The sequence below is a fragment of the Massilia sp. DJPM01 genome (assembly GCF_030348125.1).
Lineage (GTDB): Bacteria > Pseudomonadota > Gammaproteobacteria > Burkholderiales > Burkholderiaceae_D > Telluria_A > Telluria_A frigida.
Genome location: NZ_JAQOZV010000069.1, coordinates 17729 through 34262 on the forward strand (window position 1 = coordinate 17729; position 16534 = coordinate 34262).

General features: G+C 66.0%; 11 protein-coding genes. 8 read left to right on the forward strand and 3 right to left on the reverse strand.

Annotation, left to right across the window (positions count from 1 at the left end; genetic code table 11):
• Positions 1-3: 3 nt before the first annotated feature.
• The 6 genes from PO883_RS29710 to PO883_RS29735 all read left to right on the forward strand — a co-directional run bounded on the left by PO883_RS29710 (position 4) and on the right by PO883_RS29735 (position 11846).
• Positions 4-2076, forward strand: coding sequence for a flotillin family protein (locus PO883_RS29710; protein WP_289312980.1), 2073 nt, complete (start codon positions 4-6; stop codon positions 2074-2076).
• A 50-nt stretch (positions 2077-2126) separates the two neighbouring features.
• Positions 2127-2660: a zf-TFIIB domain-containing protein gene (locus tag PO883_RS29715; protein WP_289312981.1), complete on the forward strand. Its 534-nt coding sequence runs from the start codon at positions 2127-2129 to the stop codon at positions 2658-2660.
• A 4-nt stretch (positions 2661-2664) separates the two neighbouring features.
• Positions 2665-7911, forward strand: a complete 5247-nt coding sequence (locus tag PO883_RS29720; protein ID WP_289312982.1) for a DNA repair ATPase — start codon at positions 2665-2667, stop codon at positions 7909-7911.
• A gap of 258 nt (positions 7912-8169) precedes the next feature.
• Positions 8170-9144, forward strand: a complete 975-nt coding sequence (gene moaA, locus PO883_RS29725; protein ID WP_289312983.1) for a GTP 3',8-cyclase MoaA — start codon at positions 8170-8172, stop codon at positions 9142-9144.
• Positions 9145-9208: 64 nt separating this feature from the next.
• Entirely contained in the window at positions 9209-11155 is a 1947-nt protein-coding gene (locus PO883_RS29730) for a type IV pili methyl-accepting chemotaxis transducer N-terminal domain-containing protein (RefSeq protein WP_289312984.1), read from the forward strand.
• Positions 11156-11186: 31 nt separating this feature from the next.
• The gene (locus tag PO883_RS29735; RefSeq protein WP_289312985.1) at positions 11187-11846 is read left to right on the forward strand and encodes a response regulator; all 660 of its coding nucleotides are present in this window, start codon (positions 11187-11189) and stop codon (positions 11844-11846) included.
• A gap of 99 nt (positions 11847-11945) precedes the next feature.
• Here the strand turns inward: PO883_RS29735 and PO883_RS29740 are convergent, their stop codons facing one another.
• The gene (locus tag PO883_RS29740; protein ID WP_289312986.1) at positions 11946-12194 is read right to left on the reverse strand and encodes a heavy-metal-associated domain-containing protein; all 249 of its coding nucleotides are present in this window, start codon (positions 12192-12194) and stop codon (positions 11946-11948) included.
• 222 nt (positions 12195-12416) lie between these two features.
• Between PO883_RS29740 and PO883_RS29745 the strand changes: the two genes are divergently transcribed.
• Complete coding sequence (locus PO883_RS29745) at positions 12417-13616, forward strand: NnrS family protein (RefSeq protein ID WP_289312987.1); 1200 nt, start codon at positions 12417-12419, stop codon at positions 13614-13616.
• Positions 13617-13693: 77 nt separating this feature from the next.
• Positions 13694-13939 carry a hypothetical protein gene (locus PO883_RS29750; protein WP_289312988.1) on the forward strand — a complete coding sequence of 82 codons (246 nt, stop codon included), beginning with the start codon at positions 13694-13696 and terminating at the stop codon, positions 13937-13939.
• Here the strand turns inward: PO883_RS29750 and PO883_RS29755 are convergent.
• Together PO883_RS29755 and PO883_RS29760 are read right to left on the reverse strand one after the other, a co-directional pair.
• Positions 13920-15641 (reverse strand): murein L,D-transpeptidase, encoded by a 1722-nt coding sequence (locus PO883_RS29755; RefSeq protein WP_289312989.1) that lies wholly within the window; start codon positions 15639-15641, stop codon positions 13920-13922. The genes PO883_RS29750 and PO883_RS29755 overlap by 20 nt on opposite strands.
• Positions 15642-15903: 262 nt before the next feature.
• A complete protein-coding gene (locus tag PO883_RS29760; RefSeq protein WP_289312990.1) occupies positions 15904-16182 on the reverse strand; it encodes a hypothetical protein in 279 nt (92 codons plus the stop codon).
• Positions 16183-16534 lie beyond the last annotated feature (352 nt).

Genomic DNA, 16534 nt, shown 5'->3' on the forward strand with positions numbered 1-16534 from the left:
ATCATGGACATTATGTTGCTCTCGATCGGTATCATTACCGTCATCGTGCTGGGCTGTTTCGTGCTGTTTGCCAAGTTTTACCACAAGGTGGAACAGGGCCACGTCATGATCATCAACACCCTGCGCGCCGAGCCCGAGGTGACGTTTACGGGCGGTATCGTGTATCCCATCATCCACAAGAAAGAGATGATGGAAATCTCGCTCAAGACGATTGAAATCAATCGGCTCGGCAAGGATGGCTTGATTTGCCAGGACAATATCCGGGCCGATATCAAGGTCACCTTCTTCATCCGCGTCAACAAGACCACCGAGGATGTGCTCAAAGTGGCGCAGGCGGTCGGCTGCGTGCGCGCCTCCAACCAGCAAACCCTGGAAAGCCTGTTCGCCGCCAAGTTCGCCGAAGCGCTCAAGACGGTCGGCAAGTCGATGGATTTCGTCGAACTGTACCAGGCGCGCGACCGTTTTCGCGACGATATCATCCGCCAGATCGGCGACGATTTGTCCGGCTATGTGCTGGAAGACGCGGCCATCGACTACATCGAGCAGACCGCGCTCGACAAGCTCGACGGCCAGAACATCCTCGACGCCCAGGGCATCAAGAAAATCACCGAACTGACCGCGATCGAAAATATCCGCACCAATGAATTGGTTCGCGACGAGCAGATGCGGATCAAGAAAAAGGATGTCGAAACGCGCGAAGCGATCCTGGAGCTGGAACGCCAGCAAGCCGACGCCGAATCGCGCCAGGGCCGCGAAGTGAGCTCGGTGCGGGCGCGCGAGCAGGCCGAAACCAGGAAAGTGCAGTCGGAAGAATTTACCAAGTCGGAACTGGCGCGCCTGCAGTCCGAACAGCTGGTGATGGTGCAGCAGGAAAACACCACGCGCGAAAAGGAAGTGGCCGAAAACAACCGCAAACGCGCCGTGGCGATCGAGGAAGAGCGCGTCATCCGCGCCCGCCAGCTCGAAGTGGTCGACCGCGAGCGCGAAGTGGCGCTGCAGACGATCGAGAAGGAAAAGGCCATCGAAGTACAGAAAAAGGCGATTGCCGACGTGGTGCGCGAGCGCATCGTGGTCGAACGCACCGTCGCCGAGCAGGAAGAAGCGATCAAGGAAGTGCGCGTGGTGGCTGAAGCGGAGCGCCTGAAAAAATCGGTGGTGATCGCCGCCGAAGCCCAGGCCGAGGAAAAAATGGTACTGACGGTCAAAGCGGCCGAAGCGTCCGAGCGCTCGGCCAAGCACCGCGCCGCCCAGGACCTGACCGTGGCCGACGCCGCCCTGAAAGTGGCCGAGCGCGGCGCCGAAGCGCAAAAGCGCGACGCCGAAGGCAAGGAAGCCGAACTGGCCGCCCCTGGCCTGGCCAGCGCCCGGGTCATGATCGCCTCGTCCGAAGCGATCCTCAAGCAGGGCGCGGCCGAAGCGGAAGCGATGCGCCTGCGCATGCATGCCGAAGCGGCTGGCGTGGAACAGATGGGGCTGGCGCAAGCGGCGGTCAAGAGCGCCGACGCGGCCGCCACGGCGACCCATGGCGATGCCGAGGCGCAAGTCATCCAGGCGCGCTTCGAAGCCGAATCGAAGGGCCTGGCGCAGAAATTCGACGCGATGTCGGCGATGAGCCAGGAAACCCGCGCCCACGAAGAGTTCCGCATGCAGCTCGAAATGGCCAACCAGCAGATCAACAAGGGCATCGATGCACAGACCCTGATCGCCAAGGACCAGGCCGAGGTGCTGGGCAAGGCCCTGCAGAACGCCAAGATCGATATCGTCGGCGGCGAGGGCGACTATTTCGAGCGCTTCGTCAAGGCGCTCTCGATCGGCAAGGGCATCGATGCCACGGTCGAGAAGAGCCGCACCTTGCAGATGGGCCTGAAGGACCACCTGAGCGGCGAGCGCGACATGGTGGGCGACTTGCGCGGCCTGATCGGCGCGCTGGGCAGTTCTGCGGGCGAATTGCAGAACCTGACGGTGGCGGCCCTGCTGGCCAAGGTCAGCCGCGATGGCAACGCGCAGCAGCAACAGGCGCTGCAGAGCTTGCTGGCGACCTTCCAGCCGGCCCTCGAAGCGCCGCGCGCCAACTGACAGAGCGGCGGGGCCGGTGCCCCGCCTCATCATCGGACACAGGAGTTACCATGATTTGCCCCGCATGCGGCGGTCGCCATGTCGCGCCCGTCAAGATCGAAGGCGGCCTGCCGGCCGAACGCTGCAAGGATTGCCATGGCGCCTGGGTGGAACTGGAGCGCTACCGGCTCTGGCGCAAGCGCACGCCGCAACTGGCCGCGCCCGAGTATGACGGCGAGATGTCGGAAGCCAGCGAACCGGCGCGGGTATGCCCGGTCAGCGGACGCCTGATGCTCCGCATCAAGGTCAGCAACGACAATCCGCTGCGCCTGGACTACAGCGCGATGGCACAAGCGGTCTGGTTCGACAAGGGCGAGTGGGAGCGCCTGCTGGCCATGGGCCTGCACGACCAGCTCGACGCGATTGTGTCGGAGCGCTGGCAGAGCGACCTGAAGCGGGCGGCCGCGCGCGAACGCGCCGAGTACGCCATGCGCCTGCGCTTCGGCGACGCCGCTTACGAGCAACTGGCGCAGATGCGCGCCTGGCTGGCACGGCAGCCGAACCAATCCGACATGATGGCATTCCTGAATACGAAAGCAGATTGAGTCCATGAGCGACCCACACGCAGCACCGGCACCGGCCGACTCCGGCAACTCCAGCCCTAACGACATCGCGCCCGAATCGGGCAGCTTCGAGCTGCTGCGCGCCCGCCTGGGCGAACACGGCAAGGCCCTGCAGCACAAGGCCGACCTGCTCAACGAGGCGCGCCTGGCCGAATTCGGGCGCCAGGAAATGCTGCTGCGGGCCCGCACCCGCGCCCGCACCGAGAATAATTGCGTGGCGCGCGACCTGGTACTGGTGGGCGAGGTGTTGCTGTTCGGCTACAACGTCTTCATCGGCTTGCGCCAGGAAACCCGGGTGGCCGATGTGTTCGGGCTGTACCGCCTGCGCGCCGATGGCGACCAGGCCGAGCTTGAACCGCTCGCGCTGGACCACAGCTTCCTCGACGAGCCGCGCTTCCTGGCCGAATTCAAGGAACTCTACAGTTACTACAAGAATGCCCAGCTGGTCCAGTTGCGCGTGCATCAGGGCAAGCTGCTCGCCGCTTTCAAGATTGGCGAGCGCATCAGCGACGTGCGCGTGTTCCGCTGGCAGCTTGGCGAGAATGGCGTGGCCAGCTACATCGACAACCGCGGCGAGCGCGACATTGCACTGCCGCCGACCCACGATTTCGAGTGGGCCCAGACCACGCGCGAGCAGCATGTGCTGGGCAAGCATCCGCATATCAATATTCTCGACACCCTGTTCGTCGAGACCGTGGGCGGCGACCTGACCGTCAAGATCGAAAACAATACCGATAGCGGCCTGGGCATCTACGCCGAGCCGGTCGAGGACCGCAACCAGTCGCTCAACGATGGCGACATCGCCTACGCCGCCGTGGGCGAACTGATCCTGTTGCGCATCAAGCCATACCGCGAGTCGGTTTTCCGCTATCTGGTGTTCAACCGCCGCACGGCCCAGGTGACCCGGGTCGACGCCATCGGCGCTTCCTGCGTGCAGCTGCCGGAAGACCACGGCATCGTGTTCCCCGACGGCTACATCCTGCAGAGTGGGGAAAGCAAGGTATTCGCCGACCTGCCGCGCGGCTTGCAGTTCAAGCGCCGCACTATGTCGCCCAATGGCGAAGACGTGCTGTACGTGTTCTACGGGGTGGAGCAGGGCGTGTATGTGCTGCTCACCTACAATATGATCAGCAAGGCGCTGGCCCAGCCGCTGGTGGCGCACGGCTACGCCCATTACGCCGATGGCAGCATGCTGTTGTTTACCGCCGCGAGCGAGGAGCCGACCCGCAACCACGCCATGCAGCTGTGGCAGACCGCCTTCGTCAGCGAGGACCACGCCGCCCTGCAGGCGCCGCGCCAGAGTTACCTGGGCAAGATCGGCAACCGCGACCTGGTGCGCGGCCTGTCGGAACTGTATTCGCTGGCCAAGCTGGTGCGCGCTCAGGCACAGGCGGGGCGCGACCAGTTGCCGGCCCGCTTCGTGTTCGAGACCCTGGTGCGCCAGTGCCAGCGCATCGGCGACGCCTTCCACTGGCTGGGGGCGCCGCAGGCGCACGACGCCGCCAGCGAAGTGCAAGCCATGGTCGCCGTGGCCAGCGCCACGCTCGACGAATTCGACAAGGTGGCGGCGGTGCGGCGTGGCGCGGCCGCCCTTCTTTCGCAGAGCGCCCTGGCCCAGCGCCAGTTACTGACCGACACCGCCTGCCGGCTGTGGCAGTCGCCCACCGACTTCATCGACGCGCTCGATGCCATCCGGCTCGGCCGCGGCCGCGTGGCGAGCCTGAGGGAACAGCGCTACATGGATGTCACGCGGCTCGACGAGCTCGACGCCGAGCTGGCCGCCGAAGAAGCGCGCGTGGCCGACAAGACCGTGCAATTTCTGGCCCAGGACAATGCCTTCGACCCGCTCACCAGCGCCTTGGCGACCCAGCGCGCCGAGCTCGAAACGATGCACACGACGGCGCAACTGGCGCCCTTGCACGACACGCTAGAGCGCAGCGCCGCCAGCCTGGACGGGCTGACCGAGCTGCTCGCCACCCTCGGGCTGGGCGACGCCACCTTGCGCACCCGCATACTGAGCACCATTTCGGCCATCTATGCCGACGTCAACAAGCTGCGCGCGCAGGCGCGCCACAAGCGCAAAGCGCTGTCGCAGGGCGAGTCGGCGGCCGAATTCTCCGCCCAGTTCCAGCTGTTCGGCCAGTCGGTCGACAGCGCGCTGGAGCAGGCCGACACGCCCGAGCGCTGCGACGAGCTGCTGACCCGCCTGCTGGCCCAGCTGGAAGACCTGGAGGGCAAGTTCGCCGAACAGGAAGACTATCTGGCCGAGATCGCCCACAAGCGCGAAGCGGTCTACGAGGCGCTGGAAGGGCGCAAGCAAGCCCTGCTCGATGCCCGCGCGCGGCGCGTGCAAGCCATCATGGACGCGGCGCGGCGCATCCTGGCCGGGGTGCCCAAGCGGCTGGCGCAACTGGGCGAGAGCGCTCAGCTGGAAGCCTATTTCGCCTCGGACGCACTGCTTAACAAGCTGCGCGCGAGCATCGCCGAACTGCGCAAGCTGGGTGCCGCGGTCGGTGCGGACGACCTGGCCGGGCAGCTCAAGGCACTGCGCGAGCAGGGCCAGCGTACCCTGCGCGACCGCAACGAGCTGGTCACTGGCAACACCATCCGCCTGGGGAGCCATGCTTTCACGGTCAACCAGCAGGCGCTCGACCTGGCCATCGTCACCTGGCACGCTCGCCCGGCCTACCATCTGGCCGGCACCGACTATTTCTTGCCGCTCGACGATGCCCGGCTCGACGCCTTGCAAGCCTACTGGAGCGTCGAAACGCAGTCCGAAAGCGCGCTGGTCTACCGCGCCGAATACCTGGCTTGGCAGGTGGTGCTGGCGGCGCAGCAAGGCAGTGCCGAACCGGATTGGGCCAGCCTGGTGCAGGCGGCGCGCGATCCGGACAGCCCGCTGCTCGAAGAGCACGTACGCCGCTTCGCCGCCCCGCGCTTTCACGAAGGCTACCAGAAAGGCATCCACGACCACGATGCCAGCCTGATTTTGCGGCGTCTGCTGCCGATGCTGGAAGACGCTGCGTTGTTGCGCTACAGCCCGCTGGCGCGCGCGCTGGCCGTGCTGTACTGGCAACACCTGCAAGACACTCCGGACCTGCACCCGCTCGCGCAGCTGGTCACGCATCAGGCCGGGCAGGCCGAATTGATGCGCGTCCAGTTCGGCAACGAACGCATGGGCCGGCAGGTCGCGGCCCAGTTCGCGTTGTCGCTGCAAGAGTTCCTGACGCAGCAGCAACTCGACCTGACTGCCTGGCGCGACAGCGCGAGCGAGACTGAGGCCGCCTTGCTGGAGCAGGGCGGCGCCTATCTGCTGGCCGAGCTGGGCGCCCACGGCGGCGACCCCAACCGCGCAGCGCCGCACGCCTGGGTGGCCAGCCGTGCCGGCGCCGACCTGGCGCAGGGCTTGCTGCAGCACCTGGAGCGGCATGGCATTGCCCAGCCGTGGATCAACACCACACTGGGCTGGCGCGCGCGCTGGCAACTGGCGACCGAATGGCTGTACGGCTTCATGCTGCGGGAACAACAGGACAGGGCGATGCTGCCGGAAGCGGCGGCCAGCCTGCTGTGTTCGCTCCCGCGCCGGGTGCAGCCGGCCGAACTGGCCGCGCAGGTCGACGGCTTGCTGGGTGAGCACGCGCGCGTGAGCGGGCAGGGCATGGCGCTGCAACTGAACGACTTCCTGCGCCGGCTGGCGTACCACAGCGGCGTGATCGTGCCGGCCTGCCAGCAGTTGCAGCAATTGCGCCAGAGCCTGGTGCAGGAAGAAAAAGGGCGCCTGCGGCTGGAACAGTTCCAAGCCAAGCCGCTGTCGAGTTTCGTGCGCAACCGCCTGATTGACGACGTTTATCTGCCGCTGGTGGGCGAGAACCTGGCCAAGCAGATCGGCGCGGCCGGCGAGCAGCGCCGCACCGATTCGATGGGGATGCTGCTGCTCATTTCCCCACCCGGTTACGGCAAGACGACCCTGATGGAATACTTGGCCGATCGCCTTGGCATGATTTTCGTGCGCGTCAACTGTCCGGTGCTGGGCCATGGCGTGACCTCGCTCGACCCGGCCGAGGCTACCAACAGCGCGGCGCGCATGGAACTGGAGAAGCTCAACCTGGGGCTGGCGATGGGCAACAACGTCATGTTGTATCTCGACGATATCCAGCACACCCATCCCGAATTCCTGCAAAAGTTCATCGCGCTGGCCGACGGCACGCGCCGTATCGAGGGTGTGTGGCGGGGCGAGAGCCGCAGCTACGACCTGCGCGGCAAGCGCTTTGCCATCGTCATGGCTGGCAATCCGTACACCGAGTTGGGCGATGTGTTCAAGATTCCGGACATGCTGTCCAACCGCGCCGACATCTACAATCTGGGCGACGTGCTGAGCGGGCGCGAGGAAGTGTTCGCGCAATCCTACATCGAGAACGCGCTGGTGGCCCATCCCGACCTGCAGCCGCTGGCGTCGCGCGACCCGGCGGATGTGGCACGCCTGATCCGCATGGCGCAGGGCGAAGCGGTGGCGCCGGGCGAGCTGTCGCACCCCTATACCAGCGCCGAGCTGGCCGAGATCGGCAATCTGCTGCGCCGTCTGTTCAAGGTGCGCGATGCCCTGCTGGCGGTGAACCGGGCGTACATCGCCTCGGCAGCCCAGGACGATGCCTACCGCATGGAGCCGCCATTCAGGCTGCAGGGCAGCTACCGCAACATGAGCAAGCTCGCGCCCATGGTCTCGGCCTTGATGAACGACGCCGAGCTGGACACCCTGTTGCGCGATCACTATCGTGGCGAAGCGCAGACGCTGACCAGCGGCGCCGAAGAGAATCTGCTCAAGCTGGCGCACCTGCTGGGCCAGCCCGATGCCGGAGAACAGCAGCGCTGGGCCGCGCTGGTGGATGATTTCGTACGCTTGCGCAAACAAGGTGGCGCCGACGCCGATGGCGCCACCCGGATGGCCAATACCTTGTCCGAGATCGGCTTGCAGATCGCGGCACTGGGCCAGCGCATCAATCCGGCGGTGCATGTGACGGTGCCGGAACAGATGGCGCTGCAACATGCGGTCCTGCGCCTGGCGGAAAGTTACGAGCAGTCGCTGTTGCCGCTGATCAGCGCGATGAATCACAAGATGCGGCTCGACCACAGCATCTGGGACAATGTGCGCGACACCGGCACCGATATCAAGGAGATCGAGAAACGCCTGGCGCGGCTGTTTCCGCATGAGGCGCATGGCATAAAGGCGGACTGAACTGGTACTTGCCGGGCATCGTCACGTTTGCTGGTCGGCATCGGCACGTGACGAGCGGGGCAAATGCCGCTGGGCTCGGCAGACCGTGCGCCGCCGACCAGTCCGGCCAGTTACCTCAACATCATGATCCGGTGCGATCTGACGACGGCGCGCCAGGCTAGTTCTTTATGACTAGCCCCGCTACCTCGTCATGGGCACATTCAAATCCGGCCCGGCCCGCTACAATCGGCTTGTCATCAATCTTCAGGGAGTAGGGCCATGCTGCGTGACCGGTACGGGCGATCGATCGAATACCTGCGCCTGTCGGTGACGGACCGCTGCGACCTGCGCTGCAGCTACTGCATCCCCAAAGGCTTCAAGGGCTTCGAGGAACCGCAGCACTGGCTCACCTTCGACGAAGTCGGGCGCCTGGTGGGCGCCTTCGCCCGTCTCGGCACGCGCCGCCTGCGCCTGACCGGCGGCGAGCCGCTGCTGCGCCGCAACCTTGCCGAACTGGCCGGACGGCTCTCCAGCCTGCCCGGCATCGACGACCTGTCGCTCTCGACCAACGCGACCCGACTCGCGCACCACGCCAGCGAGCTGCGCGCGGCGGGCGTGTCGCGCATCAACGTCAGCCTCGATTCGCTCGACCGCGCCTGCATGCACCAGATCACCGGGCGCGACAGTCTCGGCATGATCCTCGACGGCATCATGGCCGGCAAGGCGGCCGGTTTTGATCCGATCAAGATCAATATGGTCGCCCTGCGCGGCGTCAACGAGCACCAGATCGACGCCATGGTCGCGTTTTGCATCGAGCACCAGTTCGTGCTGCGCCTGATCGAAGCGATGCCGATGGGCGCCACCGGGCGCGACGCCACCTGGCTCGACCTGGGCCCGATCGAACGCCACCTGCGCCGCCATTTCGGCCTGATCCACCAGCCGGCCACGCTCGGCGGCGGTCCGGCGCGCTACCTGGCCACGCCGGATGGACGCACCAGCGTCGGCTTCATCACCCCGATGTCCCAGCATTTCTGCGCCGACTGCAACCGCGTGCGCCTGTCGGTCGACGGCACCCTCTACCTGTGCCTCGGCCAGGAAGACAAGGTCGAGCTGCGCCCCTTGCTGCGCGGCGGCGCCAGCGATGCCGAACTGGAACAGGCGATCCGCGCCGCGATCGAACTCAAGCCCGAAAAACACGAATTCCGCGAACAACCCGGCAAAATTATCCGCTTCATGTCGCAGACCGGTGGATGAGCGCCATTCCGGCGGGAACGTTTTGCCGCCCGCAAGCGTATCATGGCGTCAGCAAGGAGTACCCATGACCCTCGACACCCTGATTCCATCCCGTCACAAGCTCTCGACCAAGATTGTCGGAGCGCTGGTGGGCTTTCTCTCGCTGGCCCTGTTTGCCATCGGCGTGACCCTGTACCTGTCCTGGCAGCTCGAAGGCAGCGCCGCCGCCATCAACGATACCGGCAGCCTGCGCATGAGCAGCTACCGGCTGGCGATCCTGTTGTCGCAGCCGGGCGACGGCACCCCCGCCAGCGCTGCGCCGCGCCAGGCCGGCGCTGTCCAGCAAATGGCGCAGATCGATGCCACCCTGGTCCAGCTGCACCACGGCGACCCGCAACGCCCCCTGTTCCTGCCGCCGACCAGCGCCATCCGTGGCGAATTCGAGCGCATCGACAGCGACTGGCGGCGCGAGCTGCGCCCGGCGGCCCAGGCACTGGCGGCCCGCGACGGCGCCACACCGGACGCGCTGCGCAGCTACCTGGCGCGCACCGAGCGCTTCGCCGGCCGCGTCAACGCGCTGGTCCAGTTGATCGAGCGCGACAGTGAAACGCGCACCTTCTGGCTGCGCGCTTCCCAGCTGGCCTTGCTGGCCCTGGCGCTGGTCGGTACCGTCAGCCTGATCTACCTCATGTTCAGCCTCATCATCGAACCGGTCACGCGCCTGCACGAAGGCTTGCACCGCATGAAGGACAAGGATTTTTCAGTGCGCCTGGAGGTCGACAGCGTCGATGAATTCGGCCAGCTGGCGCAGGGATTCAACCAGATGGCCGATCGCCTGCAAGCGCTGTACGGCAATCTGGCCGGCCTGGTGCAGACCAAGACGGCCGCGCTGGAGCACCAGAACCGCGAACTGGCCCTGCTGTACGACAGCGCCGCCTTCCTGCAGCGTCCGCAGCCGCTCGAACCGCTGTGCCAGGGCTTCTTGCAGCGCATCAGCGACTATTTCAATGCCGACGGCGGCTCGGTGCGGATACTCGATACCGGCCGCGACAACGTGCACATGGTGGTCCACCGCGGTTTGTCGCCGCGCCTGGTCCAGCGCGAACACTGCATGAAAGTGGGCGATTGCCTGTGCGGCGAAGCGGCCCAGAAAAAAGTGACGGTGATCCACGACTTGCGCAAGCTCGACAAGGGCTACGAACTCGAATGCCACCGCGAAGGCTTTGCCACCGTGTCGGTATTCCACATTTATGCGCACCAGCAGCACCTGGGATTTTTCAACCTGCATTTCCGTTCCGCGCGCGAGCTCGACGCGCGCGAACAAGGCTTGCTCGAAACGCTGGGCCAGCTGCTCGGGACCGCCATCGAAAACCTGCGCCTGGGTGCGCGCGAACGCGAAATGGCGGTGTCGGAAGAGCGCAACCTGGTGGCCCAGGGGCTGCACGACAGCATTGCCCAGGGTCTCAACTTCCTCAACCTGCAAGTGCAGATGCTGGAACAGTCGGTGGGCGACGGCAAGCTCGCCGACGTGGCCGAGATCGTGCCGGCCCTGCGCGCCGGCGTCCAGGAAAGCTACGAAGACGTGCGCGAGCTGCTGCATAATTTCCGCACCCGCCTGGTCGAGGGTAACCTGATCGGCGCGCTGGAAACCACAGTCGACAAATTCCGCCGCCAGACCGGCATCGCCGCCGAGCTGGTGGCCGATGTCGACGGCGCCCCGTTCCCGCGCGAGCAGCAGCTGCAATTGCTGTTCATCGTGCAGGAAGCGCTGTCGAACGTGCGCAAGCACGCCGGTGCGAGCCGGGTGCTGGTGCGCCTCGAAGACCGCCACGACTTTCTACTCAGCATCGCCGATAACGGCACCGGCTTCGATCCGGCGCTGCTGGAAGGGCGCGGCGAGAGCCACGTCGGCATCCACATCATGCGCGAGCGCGCCCAGCGCATCGAAGCGGCGCTGAGCGTCACCTCCAGCCCCGGCGTGGGCACCACGATTGCCTTGACCTTGCCGCAGGAATGCCGGCGCGCCGCCTGATACTAATATAGAGTAATAATAAAGAGGAACCATGGACACCCCGAAAGAACCGATCCGCGTGCTGCTGGTGGACGACCACAGTCTGTTCCGCAGCGGCATACGCTCGCTCTTGCAGCGCCACACCGAGTTTGCCGTCGTCGGCGAGGCGGCCGACGGCGTGGAAGGCATCAAGCGCGCGCGCCAGCTGCAACCCGACGTGGTGCTGCTGGACTTGAACATGCCCGGCATATCCGGCGTGGAAACGCTGCAACTGATGCGGCAGGATTGCCCGCACGCGGCGATCATCATGCTGACCGTGTCGGAAGAGTCGCACGACCTGGCGACGGCGCTGCGCGCGGGCGCCAGCGGCTACCTGATCAAGAACATCGACACCGATTATCTGCTGCGCGCGATCCGCCGCGCGGCCGCCGGCGAAACCGTGGTGGCCGAAGCCATGACCGGCAAGCTGGTGGCGCAGCTGCAGGGGGGCGCAGCGGGCGAGGTGCCGGCGTCGGAACTCGACAAGCTGACCCCGCGCGAGAAGGAAATCCTCGACTGTCTGGCGCGCGGCGAAAGCAACAAGGCCATCGCCCGCAACCTGGACCTGGCCGAAAGCACGGTCAAGATCCACGTCCAGAACGTGCTCAAGAAGCTGAAACTGGCCAGCCGGGTGCAGGCCGCCGTGTTCGCCGTCGAGCACCGCCTCAAATAGCCCGCCCGGGCCGGGCAGAGCGCAGGCGGCGGCATGCCGCCTGCGCTCGCTCCCGAGCGTGCACCGAAGCGGGTGCCGCGGGCACGCGTGGCCTGCGGATCAAGCGCCGCCGCAACCGCCGCAGCAAGCGCCGCTCGCTTGCGGCGCCACCGTGAAGCCGGCGGCGGCCACGGCCAGGCGCAGCTGATCGGCCGAGGCGCGCGCCTCGTCGAAGCCGACCCGTGCGCGGCCGGTAGCCAGGGTCAGGTGCACGGTCTCGACGCCGGCGACGGCTTCGAGGGCTTTGGCCACGGCCAGTGCGGCGCTCTGGTCCTGCATGGCGGGAATGGTGAGTAAAGCGGTTTGCATACGTTCTCCGATGAGTGGCGTGGTTGATGCGAACAGCGTAAAGCGGCGCACCGCCAGCCGTCCAGAAGCCCGTGCGATTTGTTCGAAAAGCATAATCTGCATCAAGATTGGCGCATTTCCGCGGCGCCGCGTCCGCTCCGGTGTCAAAACGCGCGCGATAGTCGTTGCCCGGGGCGGTGGCGTAAAGTAGTATATTGAATATATCTTTAAACAGGTGATGACATGAGTCTGCTGACAATCGACGAACCGGCCGCGCCGGTCCACCACGCGCCGTGGAGCGCGCAACACCCCGTGTGGGCGCTCGGCTTTCGGCCCTTCTACATCCTGACGGCCGGGTTTGCGGCGCTGTCGGTACCCTTGTGGCTGGCGCAATACCTCGGCTGGCTCAGCTTGCCGCATGGCGGCCTGGGCTGGCACGCGCACGAAATGGTGTACGGCATGGCGATCGCCGTCATTATCGGTTTCCTGTTCACGGCCGGGCGTAACTGGACCAATTTGCCGACCCCGCACGGCGCCCACCTGGCGGCCCTGGCGGGCGTGTGGCTGGCCGGCCGCGGCGCCATGCTGTGCGCGCCGCCGCTGGCCGCCGCCGTGGTCGACCTGCTGTTCCTGCCGCTGGCCGCGTGGCCGCTGTACCGCGTGCTGAAACAGTCGGGCAACAAGCGCAACCTGTTCCTGGTGGCCTTGCTCGGCTTGCTGACCGTGGCCAACGCGCTGTTTCACGCGGCCACGCTGGGCTGGATCGCCCTGTCGCCGCTCACGCCCGTGCATGCGGGGATCCTGGTGATCGTCATCATCGAGGCGGTGATCGGCGGGCGCGTGATTCCCATGTTTACCACCAACGGCGCGCCCGGAACCAGGCCGGTAGTGCGGCCCCGCTATGACAAAGTCGCGCTGGCCCTGACGGCCGGCGCCAGCATCGCCTGGGTTGTGGCGCTGCCCGGCGCGCTCACGGCCGCGCTGATGATGGCGGCCGCCTGCGCCATGCTGCTGCGCCTGGCCGGCTGGCAGCCGCAGCGTACCCTGCATGTGCCGCTGCTGTGGATCTTGCACCTCGGTTACGCCTGGATCGCCTTCGGATTTGCGCTGCTGGCGCTGGCCGCGCTGGGCATCGGCACGGCCAGCGCCGGCTTTCACGCGCTGGCGGTCGGCTCGATGGCCGGGCTGATCATCGGCATGATGACCCGCACCACGCTCGGCCATACCGGCAGGATACTCAAGGCCGGGCGCTACGAGCCGCTCATGTATTCCCTGATCCAGGCCGGCGCCGTGCTGCGCGTGCTGGCGCAAGTGCTTCCCGGCGGCTGGCGCGATGGCGCGCTGCTGGCCTCGGGCGCGTGCTGGAGCCTGTCGTTCGTGCTGTTTTTGCTGGTCTACACGCCGTATCTGTGGCGCGCCCGCATCGATGGGCGCGAGGGCTGAGGCGAAATGGTAGGATACGGGTCCGCAGCAAGCCGTTGCGGCGACTATCCCCATTTAAGTGAAGTGATCAGGAAAAAATGACGACCGTATTTGCCATGCCCGTGTTCGATGCCACGGTAGTTTTCGAAGGAAATGAACTGTTCAAGGGAAAAGGATCGGCCAGCATGTGGGCCGAAAAACTTGCCGCCGAGCTTGGTGGCGAGGTCGGCGTCGAGAAAATCGGCACCGGCTGGGTGTTAACCGGCCGCGTCGATGGCGACGACTGCCAGTGGGGCATCCACGGGCAGCGCCTCAAGCGCGTGCTCAGCGCACCTGCGCAATAGCATCGCTACGCACTTTTAAGGCCTTTTCCAGCCCCGGATCGCGTTTGTAGACGTCTTCCGGAAACAGGGCCAGTCCTTCGCGGTCGGTCACGGCCGTCGAATAGAACAGCACCACCGGAATCGGCGTTTTCAGGCTGACCGTCTTCATCGGCGCCGGCTTCATCAGTGTTTCGATGGTGGCCGGGCTCATCTGCGGCTGGTCGCCGAACACGAACTTGGCCAGGCCGAGCGGGTTTTCGACCCGGATGCAGCCGTGGCTCAGGTCGCGCCGGCCGCGCTTGAACAAGCTTTGCGCCGAGGTCGAGTGCAGGTAGATATTGTCCGTGTTCGGCATGGCAAACTTCACCGCGCCCAGCGCGTTGCGCGGACCGGGACGCTGGCGTACGCGGAACTGGCCGGCGCGCAGGCCGTCCAGGGTCGCCTCATCGACCACCGACACGGCGGCGCCACCGCCGACCGGCACCAATTCCATCTCGTTCTTGCCCAGGTAGCCCGGATCGCGCGCCAGCTTGGGAATGATTTCGCCTTTTTCTATGCTGCGCGGAACGTTCCAGTAGGGATTGAATTCCACGTAACGCATCGAACCGACGAACAGCGGCGTCGGCGTCTTGACGGCGGCGCCGACGATCACGCGCATTTCGATCAGCGGGTTCTTGGCGCCGGGACCGAGTTCCAGTGCCCACAGGCGGAACGAGGGCAGGTTGACGGCGATCAGGCGGCCGTCCGGGAAGTCGGGCAGCCAGCGCAGGCGCTCCAGGCCCAGTTCGAGCTGGCGCACGCGGCGCGACAGCGGCACGTTCAGGGCCGCCAGCGTGCCGGCGCCGATCACGCCATCGTCATTGAGCGCGTGGCGCGACTGGAAGTGCTTGACGCCTTCGGCCAGGGCCGCCGTGTAGAGGCCGGCGCTGGCGGGCGGCTCGGCCGGGGCGGTGGCGCTCAGGTCGCCGAGCTGGATCAGGCGCGCGCGCAGGGTGGCCACGCCCGCGTACGGCGCGCCCGGTTCGAGCTTCTTGACACCCTCGGGCAAGGGCGGCAGCGCCGTGAACGGCTGCTCGGCCAGCTTGCGGTAGGTCGCCAGGGTGGTCATCACGCGCCGGTACAGGGGAATGCGCGGCTCGGAGGCGGCCACGGCCTGGTCCAGGCGCTGGCTCAGCAGCGCCGCGCGCAACTGGTCGACCGGGTCGGTCTTGGTCAGGCGCGGGTCGGGCAGGGTGGTGTGGTATTCGGAGCGCACGCGGCCCACGCGCAGGTCGGCCAGGTAGTGCAGCATGGCCTGGGTCATGGCGGCGTCGAAGCGGGCGCTGGCGCGCACGGCCGGGTCGGCCAACTGGCGCGCCAGGCCGTCGGCGTTGTATTCGGCCGGCGACAGGCCATGCACCGCTGCATTTTGCAGCAGGGCGATGGCGGCGCTGGCCTGTTTGTAGCCGCGGTCCTGCCAGGCGGGCGCGTAGGCGCGCGGCACGTAGAAGCGGGCCAGCCAGTCGCGCTCGTCATAGGGGCGGGGCGTACGGGTGGTGACCGCCGCTGCATTGATCGCCAGCGTGCGCAGCTCGGCTGCGATGCCGGTCGGCACCGGCGGTGCAACGGCCGCCACCGGGGCTGCGGGCAGCGGAGCCGCCGCGCCGGCGCCACTGTGGGGCAGCCAGACCACCAATGCCATGGCGATTGCGCTCAGGCGGAAGCTTCGTTTGCCGACGATCATTTAAGTTTCCAGACAGTAAAAATCCGACCATCTTAATCGAACATGCCCACGATGACATAACTGTTGCCGGAAAAGTTATAAAAATGGTAGCGCCAGCGCAACAATTCGCGGGGGATCGCGGGATGGGACGGGCTGCTAACGACGACAGGATGCGCCGCTTTTCCCCGCTGCGCAACGGCGGGAAAGCGGTCCGCAATCGAGCCTCACCCGAGCATCATGAATGACGCCGTTGCATTATCAAAAAGACATCATTCTTTTGGAGTCAGAAGCCACATAAAAACATGCGTGGCCGTGCGACAGTTTGTGTCTCGGCGAGCGTAATCTCGCCCTGGAGGTTCGGCAGGGCCTGTTTGCGGGCCTGCTCGAATGTCTTGAGGTCACGCCGCAGTTCCATGCGCTTCTCGCGGTTGTAGATGAAGTCGCCGAGATAGACAGTGTGTCCCGCCGGGGCAATGAACGCCGTCGCCTTCCCCTCCGGCTCTCCCTCGAGCCGGCCGTAGGCGTAGCTGCCGGCCGGTACGTCGAACGCTACGTACTGCACCGGTCCCGGCGCCGATGGAATACTGCCCTCGGTCCGGTTATAAAACAGGCAGCCGCCGGTGATGGCCTGCTTCGCCAGCTGTATTCCTCGAGATGGACGGCATATCGCTGGGCATTCCAGTTTCCCTCCATGCCGATGCCGTAGACCACGACGGCGCGCCAGAAGTTGGGCGTGCCCCCGCTCGGCAGGGGATGGGTGTTATTCATCACACAGCCGCTAAGCAGCACGCTTGCCGCGAACGGCGCCAACAGGTATCGAAAAGTGGGCATCGGGTCCTTGACAGGTGCGGGAGGATGCAGCGAGGTGCCGCTCGCTCCCGGTGCGCATTAGACCACAGCGGCGCCGTCAATAT